Source organism: Fructilactobacillus hinvesii, assembly GCF_024029435.1.
Lineage (GTDB): Bacteria > Bacillota > Bacilli > Lactobacillales > Lactobacillaceae > Fructilactobacillus > Fructilactobacillus hinvesii.
Genome location: NZ_CP097118.1, coordinates 1,284,249 through 1,306,826, shown reverse-complemented (window position 1 = coordinate 1,306,826; position 22,578 = coordinate 1,284,249). Strand labels below are relative to the sequence as shown.

Here is a 22,578-nt window from a genome sequence, read left to right as displayed (position 1 = left end):
AAAAGCATTTTAAAACATCTATACCAATTTAGAAACGAGGACGTTAATTATGTGTGGAGTAGTTGGAGTAACCGGAAATAAAGATGCTACTGAAATTTTAGTCAGCGGATTAGAAAAGCTACAGTACCGGGGCTATGATTCAGCTGGAATCTTTGTTGATCAACCGGATGGAACGAACTACCTAGTAAAAACCACTGGGAGCATCGCTGATTTACGGAAAAAGATTGGACCAGAAGTGCAGGGAACTGCCGGAATTGGTCATACGCGCTGGGCTACCCACGGTGGGGTAACGATTGAAAATGCCCACCCCCAATTTTCTAGCGATGAACGTTTCTACCTGGTTCACAACGGTGTGATTGAAAACTTCCAAGAACTAAAGGATCAATATTTACAAGACGTTCATTTCCACAGCCAAACTGATACAGAAGTGGTCGTTCAATTAATCGATAAATTTGTGAAAGACGGCATGAGCACCAAGGATGCCTTCACTAAGACCCTGTCGCTCTTGGAAAACTCTTCTTACGCCTTTATGTTGATGGATAAAGAAGAACCAGAAACGATTTACGTCGCTAAAAACAAGAGTCCTATGTTAATTGGACTGGGGGATGGATGCAACGTGGTTTGCTCGGACTCAATTGCCATGTTGAACGTAACGCACACCTTCTTAGAAATCCAAGACGGGGACATGTGCATCGTGAAGCCCGATGAAGTCATTGTGAACGACGCTAACGGAAACGTTGTAGAACGTGAAACCTTCGAGGTAAGCGTAGACCCAAGTGCTTCTGACAAGGGAACCTACCCGTACTACATGCTTAAGGAAATCGACGAACAACCAAACGTAATGCGGAAACTCTCTGCTGAATACTTGGATCAAGCAGGACACCCAACCCTTGATCAAGACCTAATTGATAGTATTAAAGGGTCGGATCGGATTTACATTGTGGGAGCTGGAACTAGTTATCACGCAGGGTTAGTTGGGAAAATGCAACTAGAAAAACTAACCGGGATTCCAGCCGAAGTGCACGTGGCTTCCGAATTTGCCTACGAAGAGCCGTTACTTTCTGAAAAACCATTCTTCATTTTCCTTTCCCAAAGTGGAGAAACGGCTGACAGCCGGCAGGTATTAGTAAACGTTAACAAGCAAAAATTACCGAGCCTCACGATTACGAACGTGGCTAACTCAACGTTGTCACGGGAATCAACCTTTACGTTGTTATTACAAGCAGGTCCAGAAATTTCGGTTGCCTCTACGAAGGCTTACACCGCTCAAATTGCGCTAGAAGCCATCCTGGCCAAGGCCGTTGGGGAAGCAAAGGGGAAACAAGCTGCCTTAGATTTTGATTTGAAGAACCAGTTAGCACTTGTCGCTCAAGGAATGCAAAGTATCGTAGACGAAAAGAACGAAATTAATCAAATTGCTCAGGAATACTTTGTAAAAGCCAACCAAGCTTTTTACATTGGGCGGGGGATTGATTACACCGTTTCCATCGAAGCCGCTTTGAAATTAAAGGAAATTTCCTACGTGCACGCAGAAGGATTTGCCTCTGGAGAATTAAAGCACGGCACGATTGCTTTGATTGAACAAGGGACTCCGGTCATTGGAATTATTACTCAAGCCAAAACGGCCGGTTTAACTCGGAGTAACTTGGAGGAAACGGCGGCTCGGGGAGCCAAGACCTTATCCATCGTGAAAAAGAGTCTAGCTCGTCCTGATGATACCTTCATTATTCCGGACGTTGACGAACTACTTACACCGCTCTTAAGTGTAATTCCCGCCCAACTGTTGGCTTACTACACTAGTTTGAACAAGGGCTTAAACGTTGACCTACCACGGAACTTAGCTAAGAGTGTTACGGTTGAATAAAAAATTGTATAATTAAATTAGTGGGAAAAGAATTGTGGTTGCAATTCTTTTCTTTTTTACGAATAAAAGAAGGTGACAGAGATGAAATACACAAAACGGACCAAACAAAATAAACATGATCGCAAGGAAACGACCTGGCAAAAATTCAAGCAACAACAAAACAAACTGAGCGCAGACCGACGCGGATTACGCACGGTTCACAAACGGCACTGGTAAAGTAGGAGCAGACGATGACACAAAAAAGTCACGAAACCTTAACTTTGATTGAAGAAATCACCCGGTTGGATGGCAGCAAGTACGTCGAAATTAGCAACATGGTACAAAACGGGCGGGCTGAACTAGCGGTAGAACGAAAGCTTTTACGCGAGGTGCGCATCTTACAGCTGAATATTCCCCATTCAGTGCACGTCGAAAACTATGAAAATTACATTAACCAACACTTTACGATGCCTGATGAGGACTTTCAGGAGTTTCAAGAATGGCAACGGACGCCTGAGATGGAGCATGAAGTGGCGATGATTTTAAAGGAAAATCACATCGGATAAGCACTTTGCCGGGGTTTAAGTATTGTGATACAATGAACAAAAATGAGTTGGAGGCAGAAAATATGATTGAAAAATTTCTGATTGGAACGTATACCAAGAATCAAAGTAAGGGAATTTATCAAATTGAATTGGATACGGACAAGCCGGCTTTGCAAAACTTACAGTTAGTTGCGAAAGCCGGTTCTCCGACCTACGTGGCTGAATCAAAGGCCCGCCGGATTTACGCCGTGGAACGGGTCATGGAAGATGATGAATTACACGGTGGGGTGGTTGATTTAGATGGAACGACCATGCCAGCAAAAGAAATGCAAAAAATTGTGGAAGTTGGTAGTAGTCCCGCTTACATTACGGTGGATGAAAAACGGCAAAATGTTTACACTGCGAACTACCATACTGGAGACGTAACCATCTTTAAGATTGGACCGAACGGTTTACTTGCGGCTACGGATCGAGTTCACGATGAGGGAAAGGTTGGTCCGAAGCCGGAACAAGCTGATGGACCGCACCCCCACTATGTTGACATCTCGTTTGATGGTCGGTTAGTGGTTTGTGACCTGGGGTTAGACCAGATTTTTCTGTACGATCTTACCCCCGAAGGGAAGATGAAGCTGGTCAGCGAATTAACGCTTGAACCAGGCTTTGGCCCCCGGCACATTACTTACATTGAAGAACTCGGAAAGGCTTACCTGGTCGGTGAACTGAGCAGTAAAGTAGCGGTTTTAAACTACAACGAAGAAACGGCACAGTTTGAAATTGAACAGGTTGTTTCTACGATTCCAGCTGATTGGACGGAACACAACGGTGCAGCCGCCATTCACCTTTCTAGCGATCACCGCTTTGTTTACGTTTCCAACCGGGGGAATGACAGCATCGTTGTGTTTGCGGTTCAACCCAACGGACACCTCGAACAAATTCAACGGGTTTCAACGGAAGGCGAATTTCCTCGGGACTTTAACTTTAACCGGACGGAAGAATTTCTGATTGTAGCCAACCAAAACACCGACAATGCCACTCTTTTTCAACGAGATGCAACGTCTGGTAAGTTAACGCTGATCCAAAAGGACTTCGTGGTTCCAGAGGGAACCTGCGTGGCGCAACGAAAAGACTAGCTTCCTTTGAAAATGATTGCGTTTTGACGGGTAATATTGTATATTGAAATTAAATTAAGACCGTGTCAGGACGAGCGTAAGTAGGACTGTGTTCAGCGAGCTGGGAAATGGTGGAAGCCCAGTAGACAGCACTTACAATTAACACCTGGAAAGTGTCATGCAGACACCGCGGAACCGGTAGTTCGACCGTTATTACGAACTAGAGTTGGTTTTTCTGAGAAAAACAATTTGGGTGGTACCGCGAAGATCTCGTCCCTTGTGACGAGGTCTTTTTCTTTTGGCTTGAACCGGTTAGTTTAAAGGAGGAGCGTAAGACGATGGATGTTTTAGTAAAAGATTTATATACAGAACAGCGTGATTTTACCAGTGCACCAATTACGGTTTCTGGTTGGGTGCGGACGATTCGAAATTCAAAAAAGATTGCCTTTATTGAGGTAAACGATGGTTCCTACATCAAAAACGTACAGGTGATTGCTAAGCGGGATCAGCTGGAAAATTTTGAGGATGTAATCAAGTTACCAATTAGTTCCACGGTTAAAATTACGGGGAAACTAGTAGAAACACCAGACGCACCCCAGCCGTTTGAATTACACGCGGATGAGGTTGTGATTGAAGGGATTTCTGATCCAGATTACCCCCTGCAAAAGAAGGCCCATTCGCTCGAATACCTGCGGACGATTGCCCACCTTCGGCCTCGAACTAATACTTTCTACGCGGTCTTTAAGATTCGTTCCATGGCGGCCTTTGCGATTCACGAATACCTGCAACACCATGACTTCGTGTACGTGAACACCCCGATCATCACTAGTAGTGATGCCGAAGGGGCGGGAGAAATGTTCCGGGTTACCACGTTAGATCCTGATCATCCGGAGCAAGATGCTAACGGCAAGACGGATTTCTCGCAGGACTTCTTTGGTCAGGAAACCAACCTGACCGTGAGTGGGCAACTGCAAGTGGAACCATTTGCGCTGGCCTTTCGCAACGTCTATACCTTTGGCCCCACTTTTCGGGCCGAAGATTCCCACACCAAGCGCCATGCCGCTGAATTTTGGATGATTGAACCGGAAATGGCCTTTGCAGGACTTCCAGAAACCATTGACGAAATTGAAGGTCTGTTGCAGTACGTGGTTCAATACTTGTTAGACCACGCGCAAGCAGATTTGCAATTTCTAAACGACCACGTCGATGAAAATCTGTTAGAGCGTCTGCACCAAACGGTCGCTGAGCCCTTCGCCCGGATTACTTACACCGAAGCTATTGACCGCTTGGAACATGCCGATGTTAACTTCAAGTTCCCAGTGAAGTGGGGGATTGACTTAAAGGCTGAACACGAACAGTATCTCGCCGAACAGGTCTTTCATAAGCCCGTCTTTGTAACCGACTATCCTCGAGAAATCAAGGCCTTTTACATGCGGGACAATGAGGATCAAAAGACGGTTGCCGCTGTAGACCTCTTGGTTCCGCGGATTGGAGAACTGGTCGGTGGAAGTCAACGGGAAGAACGTGAAGACGTTTTGCTAGCCAAACTACACGAATTCAACTTACCAGAATCAGAATATGACTGGTACTTAGAACTCAGAAAGTACGGAGGCACGAAGCACTCCGGCTTTGGAATTGGGTTTGAACGTTTACTAATGTATGTAACTGGAATGGATAACATTCGTGACGTGATTCCATATCCACGGGTTCAAGGCAGTATCAATTTCTAAAAAAGAATGGGGAACGTGAAGAACGTTCCCTATTTCTTTTGCAATTTAACTGGTTTATAATGATTATCGGCAAATGATTGCTTTTGAAAGGATGGTTTATATGAAAACGGAAACCCCAATGAAGCCGTTGACCCGGTGGTTATTCATTGCAACCATGTTGGTTGGAACCTTTACGATGTCTATCAGTCAATCGTCGCTTTCGACGGCGTACCCAACCCTCATGAAGTACTTTATGATTTCAGCCGACACGGTTCAATGGCTTACCACTGGCTTTATGATAGTGATGTGTATTACGATGCCGATTAGTCCGTGGCTGTTAAATAACGTCAGCTTTAAGACCCTCTTTATGGGCGCCTTATTGCTCTTTGACGTAGGAACCCTGATTATTTTTTGGGGGCCTAATTTTTACCTAGTAATGCTCGGTCGAATCATGGAAGCTGCTGCCGTCGGCGTGCTGTTTCCTTCTTATCAAACGGTATTGCTAGAGATCACTCCCGAACAAAAACGGGGAACCATCATGGGAATTGCCGGCTTGGTTATGGGTTCGGCGCTCGCCTGTGGTCCGATTATTTCGGGAATCGTGTTGCGCTTTACTAGTTGGCGGGGACTCTTCATCTTCTTTATGGTAGTGATTACTCTGGTCTTGTTGTTATCATTCTTTGTAATGCGGGACGTCATGCCCAGAATCCCTTCGAAGTTGGATTGGCTCTCGGTCTTTTACTCCCTTGGTTTGATTGGTTTGTTATATGTGATTACAAAGGCCGGTCAACCAGGTGCTAACTGGTTAACGCTGCTGGTGATCTTGGCAGTTTCCCTGATTCTATTGGGCTTTTTCGTGCACCGGCAGTTGACGATGCCAGAACCAATGCTGGATCTCTGGGTCATGAAAACCTTTAACTATGACCTGGCGGTATTGTTAACTGGCTTTTCATACATTTCCTTAATTGTAGTGACGATTATTTTTCCACTGTATTACCAACAAGTGCTAGGCGCTTCACCCTTTGTTTCTGGAATGGCGCTAGTGCCCGGTGCAGCACTTTTAAGTCTTTTGAACCCCGTAACGGGAACGCTGGCCGATAAGATTGGTTTTAAACCGACCATGCTAGTTGGAATGGGCATGATTGTGGTCGGATGGGGGATTTTATCCCTAATTCACATCACGAACATTTGGGGCATGATTGTGCTTGCCATGTTAATCGAAGGGGGAAACGCCTTCGTGATGATGCCCGCTGTGACTTTAGGAGCCAATTCGTTACCAAACGACTTGGTTTCCCATGGGACGGCCGTGATTACCACGGTTCGGCAGGTCCTGGGTTCGACCGGAGTGGCCGTAGCCACTTTGATTTTGGTGAACGTTACTTCCAAAGCAATGCACGGGGGTTCTTCGTACCTGATGGCCAATCAAACCGGATTCCACGCGGTTTACTGGACCTTCTTTGGAGTAGCTGTGCTTGGCTTTATCATTGCTTTGCTGATTCGGTCTACCGGGTCAAAAGATGAAAAATAACGAGCAGAATGTGCTAAAATTAACGTAAACGACAGACAGTCATTGGTGGCAATGGCTGTCTTTTTCATGAAAGGATTTTAACAATGGCACAATCGAAACCACAGCGTCCCTGGTTAAAGTGGGCGGAACGGGTGTTACTGGTGTTACTCCTGTTAGTCGGGCTAACTCTGGTGTTTAGTTCTCAAATAGAAAGCTACTGGATTCAGTGGCAGAGTCACCAAAAGGTTACTAACATTTCCCAACAAGAAGTGAAGCGGGGCGAACAGCAAACCGGAACCTATAACTATAAAAACGTGCAGGCCGTTTCTGAAAATGCCATCGTTCAGAGTGAAAAGGCGCGCAAGACGGATGCAATTGGTTCAATTGAGATTCCTGCTTTAAAAATCAACCTGCCGATTTTTAAGGGCTTAAACTCCGAAAACCTGACGATTGGGGCGGGAACCATGAAACCGGAACAGAAGTTAGGGGAAGGAAACTACACTCTTGCTGGGCACCACATGCAGAATCCCGACGTTCTTTTTTCTCCGTTAGCCAAGGCCCAAAAAGACCAAGTTGTAACGGTGAAGGCGGGCAAGCAAACCTGTCGATATCGAATTACAAAGATTAAGGTGGTTCCAGAAACGGATGTCTCAGTTCTAAACGACGTTCCTGGGAAAAAATTACTGACGCTGGTGACTTGTGCCAGTGGAAATCCCGGAGAAACCCGGCGCTTGATTGTGACCGGTGAATTAATGAAATAACCAGTAAGTCATCTATTAATTTAGATGGCTTTTTTGTTTGATTGTGGTAAGATACGGGCAAACAGAAGGAGGTTGTCGCATGGATAAATTAGCAAAACTACAAACAGAAGTGCAAAAACAACAATTAGACGTTGCCTACATTAGTGATCCAGAAGCAATTCAATACCTAACGGGATTTGGTAGTGATCCGATTGAACGGGTTTTAGCTCTGGTGGTGTTTCCTGACCAAGAGCCGTTCCTCTTTGCTCCAGCCCTTGAAGTCGAAGACATTCAAAATACCGGATGGACTCACCCAGTGTATGGCTACCTTGATCACGAGCAGCCGTTTGCCATGATTGCAGCCCACGTTAAAGAACGAGTGGATCACCCCGTAAAGTGGGGGATTCAAAAGAATCAGCTAACGGTTGCGCGACTGCAAGCCTTACAATCAGAGTTTCCTACGGCCCAGTTTACAACTGATTTAACGCCGGTGATTGAACGGATGCGGTTAATTAAGACCCCGGATGAAATCGAGAAATTACGTGTGGCGGGCAAAGAAGCAGACTTTGCCTTTCAGGTGGCCTTTGACACGATTGCACCGGGAAAAACGGAAGCAGACGTGGCCGCTGAAATTGAGTATCAATTAAAAAAACGGGGAGTCATGGAAATGAGCTTTGCCACGCTGGTTCAAGCAGGAAAGCATGCTTCTCAACCCCATGGGGATACCGCGATGAATAAGATTCAGGAACATGAGTTGGTGTTGCTAGACCTCGGAACGGTTCACGAAGGTTACATCAGTGACGCTAGTCGGACGGTAGCCGTTGGCACCATTAGTGATCAATTACAAGAAATTTACTCCGTTTGTCTGCAGGCCCAACTGGCTGCTCAAGCTGCCGTACGGCCTGGGATTACAGCTGCAGAGTTAGATCGGATTGCCAGAGACATTATTGACGAGGCCGGTTACGGGCAATACTTCATTCATCGGTTAGGTCACGGAATGGGAATGAGTGAACACGAATTTCCGTCCATCATGGAAGGTAATGATTTAAAACTTGCTGAAAACATGTGCTTTTCGATTGAACCGGGAATTTACATTCCCGGGGTAGCCGGAGTTCGAATCGAGGACTGTGTCCGGGTGACGGACGATGGTTGTGAACCATTTACACATACCGCAAAAACTTTGCAAAATATTTTAAAATAAGCAAAAACCTTGATTTATTTGAAGTATTCTCTAAATTCAATTGATTAAAATTAATTTTTACAAAAATAAAGCGTTTGCATTGTACCTTTTTTCACAACATGGTATATTAAGAAGCAGTAAATGATAAGTAATAATTTGAAAGAGGGATTAACCATGAAAGTTGTTGTAGTTGGTTGTACTCACGCAGGAACCTTTGCCATTAAGCAAACCTTAGCCTCTCATCCAGAAGCTGAAGTAACGGTTTATGAAAAGAACGATAACATTTCGTTCTTATCCTGTGGGATTGCCTTGTATCTTGGTAAAGAGATCAAGAATAATGACCCCCAAGGATTGTTCTACTCCAGTCCTGAAGAATTAAAGAGCCTCGGTGCCGATGTCCAAATGGAACATGAAGTGACAGAAATTGATCCCGACCAAAAGATTGTAAAGGTTAAGGATCTAAAGTCAGGAGACGTAACCGAAACTCGATACGACAAGTTGATCATGACGACTGGCTCCTTACCAGTGGTTCCTCCGATTGACGGGATCCAAAGTGACAAGGTTTACCTCTGCAAGAACTGGCATGATGCTAAGAAACTTTTCGACGAAGCTCCAAAGGTAAAATCGATTACCATCATTGGCTCTGGTTACATTGGTGCTGAGTTAGCGGAAGCTTACTCCAAACAGGGTTACAAAGTTAACTTGATTGATGGTTCAACCCGGGTTCTTTACAAATACTTTGATAAGAAATTCACGGATATTTTAGCCGCTGACTACGAGAAAAACGGCGTAAACCTTGAATTGGGCTCAAAGGTAACTGGCTTTGAAGAAAAAGACGGTGGGATTTCTGTTTTAACTGGAAACGGTGACGAAATTCACTCTGATATTGCCATCCTCTGCATTGGGTTCCGGCCGAATACCGGCTTATTGAAGGGCAAGGTTGACATGATGCCAAACGGAGCCATCATTACCGATGAATACATGCATTCATCTAATCCCGATATTTTTGCTGCTGGAGACAGTGCTGCTGTGTACTACAACCCAACTGGTCAAAATGCTTACATCCCATTAGCTACGAATGCCGTACGGCAGGGAATCTTAGTGGGTGAAAACTTAACTGAAGATAAGGTTAAGTACATGGGAACGCAGTCTTCTTCTGGATTAAAATTGTATGATCGGACGTACGTTTCGACCGGATTAACGATGGCAGCTGCCAAGGATCAAGGAATTAACGCTCGTCAGGTAGTGGTGGAAGATAACTACCGCCCAGAGTTCATGTTAACGACGGAACCAGTTTTGATGTCGTTAGTTTATGATCCTAATTCACGGCAGATCTTGGGTGGTTCATTAACCAGTATGTATGACGTTTCTCAATCAGCCAACGTGTTATCTGTGGCCATTCAAAACCACAATACAATTGATGATTTAGCGATGGTTGATATGTTGTTCCAACCACAATTTGACCGGCCATTTAACTACTTGAACATCTTGGCTCAAGCAGCTCAAGCTCAAGCAGCCAAAGAAAAATAAATAAAACTCTAGCTAAGATAATTAAAAGAGCTAGCTTTGAGCTATACCCCCTAAGTTAAAATTTTAACTTAGGGGGTATTTTTATGACTAAAATTTCTGCAAATTCTATAATTTTTTCGAACGCTAAATAAAATAAAAAAACCCCAAAGTAATAACTTACAATGGTAGTTACCAAACAAACCAGTAAGAAGATATTACTTTGAGATATTCCATTTTAACATCTTATGATCGCAGTGACTTTGGTCACGCTTATTCGCTTTGAAAAAGAGGTAGTAATGAATATTTCAACCGGAGATTAAGCTGGTTCTTCCCGAAGAAAACTAACTTTGAAAAAGTTTCTGATGATGAACTTTTTGAAGCCTTAGAGTTAATTAATAATCAGCCGTTAAAAATTCATGATTACCATACGGCCATTGTGGTTTTTAAAGACCGTTTGAAATAAATTTGTAATTGTCCCTTTAGAAATGTAATTATTATTAATAAAATTGCCGGGTGCTTAAAAAAATGATACAATAAATTGAATTTATTCTCTTTTATTATATTTTTAAAGCTATCAAATGAAGTAAAGACCATTAATTTTATCTTTAAATACCTAAAAGGCGATGGTTGAGCTTACGATTAGAGCGACTAGCATTAACCCAACTAAACCCACAATGATTTTCAGATAAACAACTTTTAAATTAGTTTTCTCTGGTTCAGGGAGATTGGATTCTAGTTGCTGAAAACTTTTTTCGATGTTTTGATTAAGTGATTTATTTTTTTTTATCATAATGGGTGAATTATATAATTTTTTTTAGGAGAACGCAATTACTGTTAAGTATCAAATTGTGCGAGAGAGGTTTAGATAGAGAATGGCTTTGTTACGAAAAAAAAGATACCAAGAGACGGTAAAATTAATTTTAAACTTGGCTAATCGCTACCATGCCATGCCTGATAAGGAATTGCAATACCAAACGGCCCTTTTGAAAAAACAAGTTGACGGACAACGTTCGCGTCTGAAAATCATTTTGCCAGAGGCTTACGCCGTGGTTTGTGAAGCAGCAGAACGAGTTTTAGGTATGCGTCCGTTTCCAGTGCAAATCCTTGGCGCGGTCGCAATGGAAGATGGCAACATTGCTGAAATGAAAACAGGAGAAGGAAAAACCCTGACCGCAACGATGCCAATGTATCTCCATGGCTTAACCGGGATTGGAAACTTTCTGATTACTGCCAATGAATATTTGGCCGCCCGGGATGCCCATGATATGGGGAAATTGTACCAGTGGCTCGGATTGACGGTTGCTAGCGCAGTTCCTGAATTAGGACAGAAACCAGAAGATCGTGATTTAGACGAAATTTATGGATCCAACATTGTATACACAACTAACAGTACGCTCGGGTTTGATTACTTATTCGATAACTTAGCCAAAACTATAACGGATCAACATCTACGAGTCTTGAACTTTGCCCTGCTGGACGAAGCAGATGCCGTGTTACTGGATACGGCACAGACACCGCTGGTGATTGCTGGGGTGCCACGAGTTCAATCAAACTACTATCAAAGTGCAGATCGGGTTGCTAAGTTATTGGTTAAGGATGAAGACTACCAAATTAGTGATGACCTGAAAAACGCGTGGTTCACGCCGCAGGGAATTGTCAAAATGGAAAAATATTTGGACGTTGACAACCTGCTTTCAGAAACATGGACCGAACTTTACCGGCACCTAGTGTTAGCATTACGGGCTAATTACATTCAAAAACGAAATCGGAACTATGTGGTTAAAGATGACGAAGTGGTGCTGATTGATGCCGAAAACGGACGGGAATTACCCGGAATGAAGATGCAGGCTGGAATGCACCAAGCCTTAGAAGCAAAGGAAGGCGTGAAGATTTCTGTTGAACAACGGACGATGGCCACAATTACCTACCAAGAATTGTTCCGGATGTTTAACCAACTGGCCGGGATGACGGGGACCGCGGCTACAGATCGCAAGGAATTCCTAGAGGTTTACAACCTGTCGGTGTTTAAGGTCCCAACGAACCGCCCCGATATTCGCAAAGATTACCCAGACCATCTGTACATTAGCAATCGAGCTAAGTTGATGGCTACTTTAGACGTGGTTAAAGAAGCGCACGTTAAGGGTCGTCCAGTATTAGTGGAAACTGGTTCATTGGAGTTATCTATCCTTTACTCGAATTTGCTGTTAAAGGAACGAATCCCACACAGCTTGTTAAACGCTCGGAGTGAAGTGAAAGAAGCAGAGATTATTAAACACGCTGGAGAAGTAGGGGCCATTACGGTGGCGACTTCCATGGCCGGTCGTGGAACGGATATCAACATTACTCCTGAAGTCGAAAGACTAGGAGGATTGTTGGTCCTTGGAACCGAACGGATGCAAAACAAACGAATCGATAATCAACTTCGGGGTCGGGCCGGTCGACAAGGGGCTCCCGGAGCTAGTGTCTTCTATGTTTCACTTGAAGATAAAGTTGTGATTGAAAATGCCCCAAAATCAGTGCGAAAGTTTACCTATGAACACGCTCATGATGAAAAGCAAACGTTGAGTAAACACGGTCGCTTTCACGATGCCATTGATCGGTCGCAAAAGATTTTAACGAACCGAGAACGGAATGCCCGGTTTGAAACGTTACAATACGGTGAAGTTTCGCGGATTCAACGAGAAAGCGTCTATCAAACTAGAAATTGGATCATGCAAGCACCATCTCTGGATGAGGTCGTTAAACCATGTTTTGAATTCGTGGCGAAGCAGTTTGTCAATAAACAGGGACAGTGGCTTAATTCTAAGCAAACCCTGCTTGAGTTTATCTACCAAAACATTGATCCCGATTATCAAACGAAAAGAAGCATTGAGGAGCAACCAAAGTCGGACCAATTAGAACTCCTGTCTGAGGTAATGAGTAACCGATTAAAACGGATGCACCAAAAGTTGCCGTACCAAGACCAATGGTTGTACTTTGAACGGCTGTCCTTATTACGAGCGATTGATCAAGCGTGGGTGGATCAAGTGGATCAACTGGACATTTTGATGCGGGTGACAAAGAGCCGTTCGATTGCCCAAGTTAATCCAATTTTTGAATACCAAAAAGAAGCCCAAAAGGCCTACCAGAAAATGAGAGAAAAGATCAAACTGCAAGTGGTGAAGAACTTAACCAACTCAGAAGTGATTCCGCAATCAGATGGAACCGTTGACATCGAGTTCCCATAAGCGCAAGAAAGTGGTAATTAGCAATGAAATTTTTACGGAAACATCTTTTACTAACCCGAGTCTTGTGGACGCTCGCGCTTCTAACGATTTTCCTCATTGGTCAGTCCATTATCATCCCTGGAATTGATCCGGCAGTGGCCAAAGCGGCCTTAAAGCAACAAACATATCTGCAGATGATGGGAGTGACGATTGGAAGTCAGTTGCAAGTTCCAACTCTTTTTTCCTTAGGACTAGGGCCTTACATGATCGGCTTGATTGTCTGGCAAGCGATTATAGCGCTAGATTTAGACTGGGTGAATCGGTTGACAGTTAACCAAACGGGTTACATTCAAAAAGTTATTTCACTGTCCCTGGCGTTTTTGCAAGGAATTCAAATGCTAGGCTATCTTTCACCAGCCCTGGTTCCAGTGGTCTTCATGAACATGACGATTCCAACCGAATGGGTCCAATTTGGAGTCTTGATGATTCTAATTGCTGGAACGATGATCACCATTTTTATGGGGAACTTGAACGCCGAAAAAGGACTGGGGGGAATTTCCATTTTAATCCTGCCGGGAGTTTTACTAGGAATGCCACGGATGCTACAAGCCGGATGGCAAACCTTAAACTACAAACTAACGGTGCCGCATCTGATTACGGCTGGTATCGTTTCGTTAGTCGTAATTGTGATTTTAGTAATGTTACTCCAAATCGAGTTACGCATTCCACTGCAACGGCCGTTGATGGAGGGGAGTGGGAGTGCTTCTTATCTACCATTTAAATTGTTGTTGGCGGGAGCAATGCCATTCATGTTCTCATCAACGTTATTCTTAGTACCACGGGGATTATTAGCTTCCAATGCCGCCTTACGGAGTAACTGGTTTGCCCAGTTCATTCAGTCCATTACGAATCAAACGACGGTTGCCGGGATCATTAATTATGGGGTTATCATCTTATTATTGACCTATGGATTTGGATTTATTACGGTGCAACCGCTCCGGTTATCAAAACAAATGAAAGAAAATAATGAATATATCTTAGACGTGTTCCCTGGTCATGAAACGACGAGTTATTTGATGCGATGCTTCTGGCTGATGGCCACTCTGGGTGGTTTGTGCCTGGCGGTTATCGCACTAATTCCGTTGTTGCTTGGATTAAAGTGGCCCGGGATTGCTAATTACACAATTTACATCGGTAGTTTGGCAATTTTGATTACCTTGATTCAAGGAATGTGGGAACAAATTCGAGCATTGTACAGTAAAGAACATTATCGCGTTTTTGATTAAGGGGGAGGTTAGCGTGGTTTTAATTATTCCAAATTTTTCTGATCGGCACGGACAACCACTGAAAGATTTATCAGAGGTAGTTCTCGCGCAGATGTTATTAGAGACTGAACAACCGGTCGAACTCGCGATTTTGCAACCTTCATTGACGTTGAAGCGTGACTTACAGGACCTGGGAATGCCAGATATTCCCTATTGGGATGCTTTTGCTGATCTGCAAGAGGTTCATGATGTAGAAGGAATGCCAATAACCATCTATGATTTTTCCCTACCAGATGATGTGGAACCCTTTTTCAACGTCACGGGGAACCAGATTATGTTGTATCGAGATCAAAAAACCGTTGCCCAGGTAAATACACACCGTCAGACGGAAGTTGAACGCATTACGTACTATCGTGAAGACGGAAGTCAGCAACTAGACGATTATTCTGCGGATGGCTTCTTGAGTACGATAACCCAATTGCTACCAACGGGACAGGTTGACAAAAAAACCTGGTTTACTCCATTTCACAAACCGGTTTTTTCGATGGATCAAAGGGGGCAATTTCGGATTGAATCCCAATTTCGCAGTCACTTCCAACGTGACACTTACCCCAGTTTAGAAGCATTGGTACAGGAACGATATCAACAACATTTTCAAGTACCGAAACAGGTAATTGTGGCGTACCGGAGTGGAGCAATGCAAACTAATCAATTCCACTTGGCTTTACCGGCTGACCACATGATAGGTTTACTAGAGTCGGGAGTTGATTTTAATGAAATTAAGCAACTGAGCGATCTTTATCCCCGGCTCCAATGGGTCTTTCCCAGTCAAAAAATGGCGGATCACTTTCAGCATACTGCTGGAGTAACGCTTTCTAACTCGATTAGTGCCATTGAACCGTATCCAACCACGTTTTCACCTGGAAGTAGTAACGAGCTTGAAGCCCAATTGATTTACTGGCAGATTCGTAATCAAAGTGAAGCCCAGCTTACGACTGCGGTTCAAACTTTATTGCCAGAACTGTTTACTAACGACCAGTTGGTCTTATTAATTGGTGGCAACGAGCAAGTTCAAACAGTGATTCGACAGCTTCAGGATGATTGGATGCTTAATGAACTGGGGGTAGACGTAAACAGCGACGATTATCAACGTTACATTGAAATGGGCAAGCCCACCAATTTTCAAACGGAATCGGAATGGCTGGATTACCTTGATACCCAGATTACAGATGATGATGCAGAATTTGCTGAAGCTGATTTACACCACTACTACCAGGCCAGCCTCTTTAACGAACAAATTCAATATTTAAAACCCAAGGAACAGACCAATGACCTGTTTCAACGCGTCCGGTTGTTTATTGATATGAGCAATCAAGCTGATTTAAAGCGACAAGTAGCAGCTGTTTCTGCCGGAGTACCAATGATTAGTACGGCTCCCACTGATTTGATCCGCAATGAAGCAAACGGGTTTGAAAATCAAGATCTGACCAATTTAGTGGAGCAAATGAACTATTTTATCAAGCATTTACACCATTGGAACCAGGCGGTTGTAGCCAGCGTTGATCTGATGGAAACCTACGAGCGCAATCAGATTTTAGGTCGTTGGAAGGGGGTATTAGGCCATGGCTAAGCCTAAATTTGTGACGCCCGTGATTCACGTAGGGCAAGCTGATTACAGTCAAGCAGCAACCTATTTTACGCCTGATTATGAGTATTACCATAGTGTGGATAAATCTCTTGATCAAGAACCACAAAAAGGGCAACCGTTCTTTAAGTCTAATGGTAAGTTAAACGGCAAGTTTCGAAACGCTGTCTTTATCTTAGATGCTGGTTTTCCATGGTTTGATAACCACCATGTCATGGATCAACTTCCTGCTAATCAGCTATTAGTACAACAAGACTTGGACTTGCCTGCAAAAACACGGGATTTATTGGACCTCAAGGGAGCTTTTGAATACGATCCAACCGTTCCAGACCGCTTAATTAGTGACATCCAACACTTCTTTTACTACGATCCGGATGGATATCGATTTTCACCGCGGGCTTGGCACTTTAACTGGGATAAGTTGCGGTCTGTGAGTCAACGAGGCAACATCTATCATGAGCTTGAGTTAAAACCTACTGATGATTGGCAGTTGATTACAATGCCGATGGATTCTTTTTATCTACCGATGAAAATGGCCAATAAAGTAGCATTGGAATATCATACGGACCCTGAAAATGAGATTGCGCTAAAGTTAACCCAAATTGATGCCAATACGCAACAGGTAATTCAGTCAAAGTTTGTGAGTGGCGACGAGTTACAGGAAAGTATTGATGTGATTGGAAACGAGCGCGTGTCATTCTTTCAAGCTTTGATTTACGCGCGCGGTGAGGGGAAACTTCAAATTGGAAACCTGCACGTGCGGCGGGCACGTGGTCCCTACGGGGAAATGATGCCTAGTGACGAAGTGATCTCTGATAAAAAATTGCATGGGAGTGTGGGAGTTTACTTTGATGCAGGAGATATGAAACCACCGCTCAACGTTTACTTTGCCGGATATCGGACCAAGGAAGGTTACGAAGGACGGCGGATGATGCAAAACTACGGGGCTCCGTTCCTCCTGATCTCTGATTGGCGATTGGAAGGGGGAGCCTTCTACATGGGAGATCAAGCGTTTGAGCAACGGATTGTGGACATCATTAAAGAAACATTACAAAGACTGCACTTTAAGTCATCGGAACTAATTTTATCTGGAATGTCCATGGGAACCTTTGGTGCGTTGTACTACGGCGCTCGGTTAAATCCGGTTGGAATTGTCCTAGGGAAACCATTAGCGGAACTAGGGACGATTGCTCAAAACGGTCGGGTGAAGCGACCAAATGACTTTCGGACCAGTGAAGACATGCAGTTGTATTATGAGTCAGACTTGTCAGACGCTGCTAGTCACAAGCTTGATCAACGTTACTGGAAAAACTTGGAGCAGGGACACCTATCCAATACAACGTTGGCAATTGCTTACATGCTGCAAGATGATTACAACAAGGATGCTTACCAGGGAATTCGAGATCGTTTTATCGAATTAAATCCCACGGGAAAGTTGCTTGCAAAAGGATTTGAAGGGCGGCACAACGACCAAACGGGACCAATTGTTGACTGGTTCCAACGGCAGTACTGGTATCTATTAACGCAGTTTGATCGTAAGCAACCACATAAGCCAAAAAAGAAAACTTTGAAAAAAAAGCATCAACGAAAGGGGTCCTAAATGGTGGAAAAACTATATAGTTTAACATGGGATACTGCCGATCCGAATACCGATACGTACGGAGCGCAAATTAATTACAACACGACGGGCGTGGTTGAGTATCAAAATGAATTACAACCGGCCGGCAAAAAAATTCATTGGTGGAGCACCCAGCTGCCAGAGAATACCCCGCAATCAATTGGATACGGCAGTAAGCTGTTACCTCAATTACCGCGTAACGAGCAGTATCAACTGGTCCTTGACGCAGAAATTGAACCTAAAGAATCCGTGGGAATTTTGGTTGCTGCTTATGATGAACAGAATCAATTAGTTGATGAAAAGCTCGAACTCACCCAAGAACTGAGCTTTGAGCTGAGTGATGAGACTCATGACTATGAGATTGCCTTAGAGAAGTTCAATAATGAAAAGGTAACCTTTCGGCGGATGTATTTACTGCCAGTTTCTCTGTGGGATATGATGACTTTAGAACCACGTCCCCCAATGGCAGCGGTTGATTTATTGCCACGGCAGGATTGGGGAAATCCCGAGGAAACTGGAAACCTGATGATTCGGACGGAAAAGCGGGTGATTGATGCTACCCCACTGGAAGCTGAAACGTTAAACCACCCGCTTCGTGTTGTGCGGATCACGCCGAAGTGGTCTGCTGAGCGACTGGCTGACGTCTTACAAGAGTTCAAGGATCATTATCACTTGCACAATGTAACTTGTTGGTCAGAAGACGCTGCCGCGCAAAAGTTGATGAGTGAGGCACAAGCATTGATGTCGAAAAGAAAGTAGGTTATTTTATGAATTTTTTCATTAACCAAGCAATGGGATTAGGAAACTCAGGAGTGGAACACGCTGAGTTTTATCGGGCCGATCGTTTCCAGCAGGCTAAATTACCCTTTCGCTTTTTGTTTTTAAACTTAGTTCCTGAACTGCACGAGGCAATGGACCGGTGGGGATTAAAAGATTCCGAAGTTTTGAACCTCTGGGAATACCTAGTTTTAGGTGGAGATTACCTCAAAATGGGATTAGCTAAACGGGTTAAACCCCAAAAATCTGACATGATTGTCGATAGTACTAATACCAATCGGAAGCAAGAATTCGTCACTGATTCAGGAATGCGGGTCATTCAACACTTCTACAAGGGACGTGACAAGCAAAAACCTGATAACCCGGTTTTACAAGTGGGCGTTTCGCGGGTGGAACTTTTTGCGGCCAAAAATAACGAACGCAAGGTGATGTACTCGATTGAAAACGATCAGCATCGGGGTTCAAACGTGGTTAATATCCATCTCTTTAACGAACATGATCAACACCTTTTCTTCCGGAACCTGTATGAATTACACCGGTACTTCTTTGAACAAGTTGACAAGGCGTACGGGGGCGAGAGTAACTTTATCATTGACCGGGGTGAATTTGCGGACGACGTTTTGATGGAAAACCGGATTCCAAATTCGAAGCTGGTTTACATCGTGCATGCTGATCAGCTTTCTGACCGGGATGATCCAAAGTATCCACTGTGGAACGACCACTATGAATACATGTTAGAACACCTCCATGCCGTCGATAAGGCGGTTACGGCTACCAAGTTACAGCGAGATGACATGCTTGTGGATGATCCAACGGCGAAGTCCATCGTGGAAGCTATCCCAGTGGGTGGAGTTCGTGATGGGGTTACGAAACAAAAACGCCGTCGCTCCCATTCACCATTCCGCTTGATTACTGCCTCACGATTGGCGGCCGAAAAGCACATTGACATTGCCATTAAAGCAGTGGCCCAGCTTCACGATCAAGGAATGAAGATTAAGTTTGACATCTATGGTCAAGGAGAAAAACAAAAGGACTTAGTTCAAACCATTAAGGATTGTCATGCTGAGGATTACATCACCATGAAGGGGCTTTCTCATGAGTTGGAACACGTTTATCCGAAGTATGATGCGTTTATTTCGACGTCCTTCTCTGAAGGATTTGGTTTGACATACATTGAAGCCCTCAATGCCGGTTTGCCAGTTATTACTTTTGATGCTCGGTTTGGAGCACAGGAGTTAATTAAAGATGGCGTTAATGGTTATTTAACTGCATTTAAACGCGATGATGATGATTTTAACGTTCAAAAGATTAGTGGCGTACTTAAAAAAATCATGGATGATGACGAGTATTCGAAATTGCAAGCGGCAACGACTGATTCAGTTGAAGATTTCCAGGATCACAGCACAGCAAAAAAATGGAGGGATTTAATCGATGGATTACGTACTAGTAAATAACATTGTTACAGACAATCAGTGGCAACGGATTAAGGCAGAAAGTCCTGATCAGCAGCCTAATGTAATTTCATTGGTATCCGCACCCATCATTGGCAAGTACTTCGGAGAAAGCGATGTTAATGGGGTAAACGTCTTAGACCGATTAACTCATAGAAAGTATCACCTTGGGAGTTACCGATTCTTTAATGATGTGCCAGTACCTACGTGGGACAAGATTTTTGTGAACCGAGACGGCAGTATCTCAATCTATCACCATGGAAGCGAAATTGGCAAAGAGTTTTTGTATCCAAATACGCGGAGGGCTGCTCAAGATGTTCGATACACGAACCCAGATGGCACCCTTGATTATATTGAAGAGTATGCTTACGATGGCACGATTTTTAGCAACTTGTTCTATGCTGAAAACGAAATGTTGGAAATGGTTTTTTATGATCAACAATATCGTCCAGTAGTTCGTTACTATCTCTATCAGGGCGTGATTAACTTGATTACAGTTGAGGATCCTGTGACGCACAAGATTAAACAGCGCTACAACACCTTAAACGAATTTTATAATGCCCAAGTGCGTTCAATCGTTTCTGAAAAAGATAAGGTTATCATTAATTACATGGGAGTTGAATTAATGGTTTTAAACGGAACTAAGTCACATAATGTCTTGCGATTAGTAGAAAGTCCGCTAGATGATCAGAAAAATATTCGGGGGAATTTACGTGATATTTTAACGGATGTGATTTCTTCAATTCAAACGGTTGAAGTAAATCGTGCTGATTATGATATTATTAAAGGCTTTGATGTTCCTTTAGATAAAATTAAATTAATAAAAAAATAGCTTAGTTTTGACAGACAAGTTAATTTTAACAGCCTGATTATTATTGTAAAAGAATGTCTCGTCATCACTAAATTTTCTAAAGAAGTAATACCTATATATTTATAGATGTTGGGGATATAGGTATTTTTTAATTAAATTCTATATGCGATTATAGGAGGAGATAACAGTAATTTGAATAATGTAATTATACTATTGTAGTTATTTGGGAAGCATTAGATAAACAACCTTCTAAATTTACATATTGATAAAATAATCTTTCAATGTGATAATTAATATTAGACAGAGGTTATCCGAGATGATTCTTAACCAGAAATAATTTTTATGAAAATGCAGGAGTGTTTTTTTAGATTATGGCTCTCTTTGATAATCACTGGCAACCAAAATCATAGAAGAAAGGCAGTGTAGGGAGAATGAAAAAATTTAACCAACGCCGGTTTGATGCACTCTTTGATACCAATAAGAAAACGCGGTATCGGATGTATAAAGCTGGCAAACAGTGGCTAGTTGCAGGAACTGCTACTGTTTCTGGGATGGTAGCTAGTATCTTGTTAGGGACGCCGATTACAAGGGCTGATGCTACCCAGCAGTTAAAACGGGAGGTTGATGATAATGATCAACTGTTAGTAAATCAGCAATCTACAACAATTCCTGCTCACTCCGAGTTGAATTCTGAAATTTCACGGTCATCAGTGACGTCTGCAAGTGAAAGTACTTCAATTTCTGCAAGCGAACAGAGCATTTCTAATAGTACTTCACAAAGTGAGGAATCAAGTTTTAATAGCAAGGAATTATCGGGGGAATCTAATTCCAAGATAACTACAGTTGCTAGTTCGTTACCAAATGACAGTACTAGTGTATCTAACCTGAAGAACGTTTCTGCTAGTGATAAAAAGGTTGCAACTAGAGGAATTGAAGTAATCCTTTCTTCTACTAATGAGTCAAATAGTACTATTCAAACAGATCAAAATAGTTCTAATCAGTTTGATAAATCTAACAGCGCTACTAAAATTGGTTTAACTGCTAATCAATCTACTATTCAATCTACTTCTAATTCAGAAAATAGTTTAATTGGACAAACATTGGAGTTGAGTTCTGATACTCGAAAAGTTGAAGGGTCAGAATCCGTTTCAACTTCACAAAATGTTAGTGATAGTCATAAAGCTAGTGAATCAACGTTAGTGCAAGAACAACTAAAGATGTCACTTTCTAATGGAAAATCATTAAGCAGTTCCATGCAGGATTCAGTGATTGCTTCTATGAGTGGGAGCCAATCTCAAATTAGCAGTAACCATTTTGTTTTAGCTGCAAATGGTCAACCAGAAACTAAGATTCCTAATCAACCAGCTGGTCAGAATAGTAATACAAATATATTTATTAATAGTGTTAATCATGCCATTGATAAGGCTGATGCTGCATTAAGAAGCCTTGGGATTGATATCAATATTCCTAATCTTAACGATTTAGGGATTTCCCCTAACGTTGATGGAGTTGTTAGTGGAAACCATTTTATTTATGATGGTAATTCTGGGGTTATTAAAATTGAAACCAGTAAGGGCTGGCTGACGATTGGTAATGATCAAGAGACCACTCTTTACATTTGGAATCCAGTGACAGGGCAATGGGAAAAAGTTAACAAGCAACC

At 43.0% G+C, this 22,578-nt stretch carries 16 protein-coding genes and 2 pseudogenes; all 18 read left to right on the top strand.

Going from position 1 to position 22,578, the window contains the following annotated elements; translation table 11 throughout:
• Positions 1-49: 49 nt before the first annotated feature.
• Positions 50-1,864 carry a glutamine--fructose-6-phosphate transaminase (isomerizing) gene (gene glmS, locus M3M39_RS06655; RefSeq protein ID WP_252797066.1) on the top strand — a complete coding sequence of 605 codons (1,815 nt, stop codon included), beginning with the start codon at positions 50-52 and terminating at the stop codon, positions 1,862-1,864.
• 81 nt (positions 1,865-1,945) lie between these two features.
• Positions 1,946-2,080, top strand: a complete 135-nt coding sequence (locus M3M39_RS07470) for a hypothetical protein (protein WP_274705459.1) — start codon at positions 1,946-1,948, stop codon at positions 2,078-2,080.
• 14 nt (positions 2,081-2,094) lie between these two features.
• Positions 2,095-2,409: a hypothetical protein gene (locus tag M3M39_RS06650; RefSeq protein ID WP_252797065.1), complete on the top strand. Its 315-nt coding sequence runs from the start codon at positions 2,095-2,097 to the stop codon at positions 2,407-2,409.
• A 62-nt stretch (positions 2,410-2,471) separates the two neighbouring features.
• Positions 2,472-3,518: a lactonase family protein gene (locus M3M39_RS06645; RefSeq protein WP_252797064.1), complete on the top strand. Its 1,047-nt coding sequence runs from the start codon at positions 2,472-2,474 to the stop codon at positions 3,516-3,518.
• A gap of 317 nt (positions 3,519-3,835) precedes the next feature.
• Positions 3,836-5,227 (top strand): asparagine--tRNA ligase, encoded by a 1,392-nt coding sequence (gene asnS / locus M3M39_RS06640; protein ID WP_252797063.1) that lies wholly within the window; start codon positions 3,836-3,838, stop codon positions 5,225-5,227.
• Between the two features lie 100 nt (positions 5,228-5,327).
• Positions 5,328-6,734 carry an MFS transporter gene (locus M3M39_RS06635; protein ID WP_252797062.1) on the top strand — a complete coding sequence of 469 codons (1,407 nt, stop codon included), beginning with the start codon at positions 5,328-5,330 and terminating at the stop codon, positions 6,732-6,734.
• An 83-nt stretch (positions 6,735-6,817) separates the two neighbouring features.
• Entirely contained in the window at positions 6,818-7,474 is a 657-nt protein-coding gene (locus M3M39_RS06630) for a class A sortase (RefSeq protein WP_252797061.1), read from the top strand.
• Between the two features lie 79 nt (positions 7,475-7,553).
• Entirely contained in the window at positions 7,554-8,654 is a 1,101-nt protein-coding gene (locus tag M3M39_RS06625; protein ID WP_252797060.1) for a M24 family metallopeptidase, read from the top strand.
• 153 nt (positions 8,655-8,807) lie between these two features.
• Positions 8,808-10,163, top strand: a complete 1,356-nt coding sequence (locus M3M39_RS06620) for an FAD-dependent oxidoreductase (protein WP_252797059.1) — start codon at positions 8,808-8,810, stop codon at positions 10,161-10,163.
• Positions 10,164-10,425: 262 nt separating this feature from the next.
• A pseudogene (locus M3M39_RS06615) lies at positions 10,426-10,605 on the top strand (IS30 family transposase); the annotation flags it as partial.
• A gap of 409 nt (positions 10,606-11,014) precedes the next feature.
• Positions 11,015-13,369, top strand: coding sequence for a preprotein translocase subunit SecA (secA, locus tag M3M39_RS06610; protein ID WP_252797058.1), 2,355 nt, complete (start codon positions 11,015-11,017; stop codon positions 13,367-13,369).
• A 23-nt stretch (positions 13,370-13,392) separates the two neighbouring features.
• On the top strand, positions 13,393-14,634 hold the full coding sequence (locus M3M39_RS06605; protein WP_252797057.1) for a preprotein translocase subunit SecY: 1,242 nt from the start codon (positions 13,393-13,395) through the stop codon (positions 14,632-14,634).
• A 13-nt stretch (positions 14,635-14,647) separates the two neighbouring features.
• Positions 14,648-16,243 carry an accessory Sec system glycosyltransferase Asp1 gene (gene asp1 / locus M3M39_RS06600; RefSeq protein WP_252797056.1) on the top strand — a complete coding sequence of 532 codons (1,596 nt, stop codon included), beginning with the start codon at positions 14,648-14,650 and terminating at the stop codon, positions 16,241-16,243.
• Complete coding sequence (gene asp2 / locus M3M39_RS06595; RefSeq protein ID WP_252797055.1) at positions 16,236-17,858, top strand: accessory Sec system protein Asp2; 1,623 nt, start codon at positions 16,236-16,238, stop codon at positions 17,856-17,858. The genes asp1 and asp2 overlap by 8 nt, the downstream gene beginning before the upstream one ends.
• The gene (asp3, locus tag M3M39_RS06590) at positions 17,859-18,635 is read left to right on the top strand and encodes an accessory Sec system protein Asp3 (RefSeq protein WP_252797054.1); all 777 of its coding nucleotides are present in this window, start codon (positions 17,859-17,861) and stop codon (positions 18,633-18,635) included.
• A gap of 8 nt (positions 18,636-18,643) precedes the next feature.
• Entirely contained in the window at positions 18,644-20,107 is a 1,464-nt protein-coding gene (locus M3M39_RS06585) for a glycosyltransferase (RefSeq protein WP_252797053.1), read from the top strand.
• Complete coding sequence (locus tag M3M39_RS06580) at positions 20,085-20,936, top strand: hypothetical protein (RefSeq protein WP_252797052.1); 852 nt, start codon at positions 20,085-20,087, stop codon at positions 20,934-20,936. The genes M3M39_RS06585 and M3M39_RS06580 overlap by 23 nt, the downstream gene beginning before the upstream one ends.
• A gap of 410 nt (positions 20,937-21,346) precedes the next feature.
• Positions 21,347-21,481, top strand: a pseudogene (locus M3M39_RS07500) (KxYKxGKxW signal peptide domain-containing protein); the annotation flags it as partial.
• Positions 21,482-22,578: the final 1,097 nt, after the last annotated feature.

Excerpts from the sequence above, each read along its gene's own strand:
- glmS (WP_252797066.1), top strand. The coding sequence starts at position 50 with ATGTGTGGAGTAGTTGGAGTAACCGGAAATAAAGATGCTACTGAAATT.
- M3M39_RS07470 (WP_274705459.1), top strand. The coding sequence starts at position 1,946 with ATGAAATACACAAAACGGACCAAACAAAATAAACATGATCGCAAGGAA.
- M3M39_RS06650 (WP_252797065.1), top strand. The coding sequence starts at position 2,095 with ATGACACAAAAAAGTCACGAAACCTTAACTTTGATTGAAGAAATCACC.
- M3M39_RS06645 (WP_252797064.1), top strand. The coding sequence starts at position 2,472 with ATGATTGAAAAATTTCTGATTGGAACGTATACCAAGAATCAAAGTAAG.
- asnS (WP_252797063.1), top strand. The coding sequence starts at position 3,836 with ATGGATGTTTTAGTAAAAGATTTATATACAGAACAGCGTGATTTTACC.
- M3M39_RS06635 (WP_252797062.1), top strand. The coding sequence starts at position 5,328 with ATGAAAACGGAAACCCCAATGAAGCCGTTGACCCGGTGGTTATTCATT.
- M3M39_RS06630 (WP_252797061.1), top strand. The coding sequence starts at position 6,818 with ATGGCACAATCGAAACCACAGCGTCCCTGGTTAAAGTGGGCGGAACGG.
- M3M39_RS06625 (WP_252797060.1), top strand. The coding sequence starts at position 7,554 with ATGGATAAATTAGCAAAACTACAAACAGAAGTGCAAAAACAACAATTA.
- M3M39_RS06620 (WP_252797059.1), top strand. The coding sequence starts at position 8,808 with ATGAAAGTTGTTGTAGTTGGTTGTACTCACGCAGGAACCTTTGCCATT.
- secA (WP_252797058.1), top strand. The coding sequence starts at position 11,015 with ATGGCTTTGTTACGAAAAAAAAGATACCAAGAGACGGTAAAATTAATT.
- M3M39_RS06605 (WP_252797057.1), top strand. The coding sequence starts at position 13,393 with ATGAAATTTTTACGGAAACATCTTTTACTAACCCGAGTCTTGTGGACG.
- asp2 (WP_252797055.1), top strand. The coding sequence starts at position 16,236 with ATGGCTAAGCCTAAATTTGTGACGCCCGTGATTCACGTAGGGCAAGCT.
- asp3 (WP_252797054.1), top strand. The coding sequence starts at position 17,859 with ATGGTGGAAAAACTATATAGTTTAACATGGGATACTGCCGATCCGAAT.
- M3M39_RS06585 (WP_252797053.1), top strand. The coding sequence starts at position 18,644 with ATGAATTTTTTCATTAACCAAGCAATGGGATTAGGAAACTCAGGAGTG.
- M3M39_RS06580 (WP_252797052.1), top strand. The coding sequence starts at position 20,085 with ATGGATTACGTACTAGTAAATAACATTGTTACAGACAATCAGTGGCAA.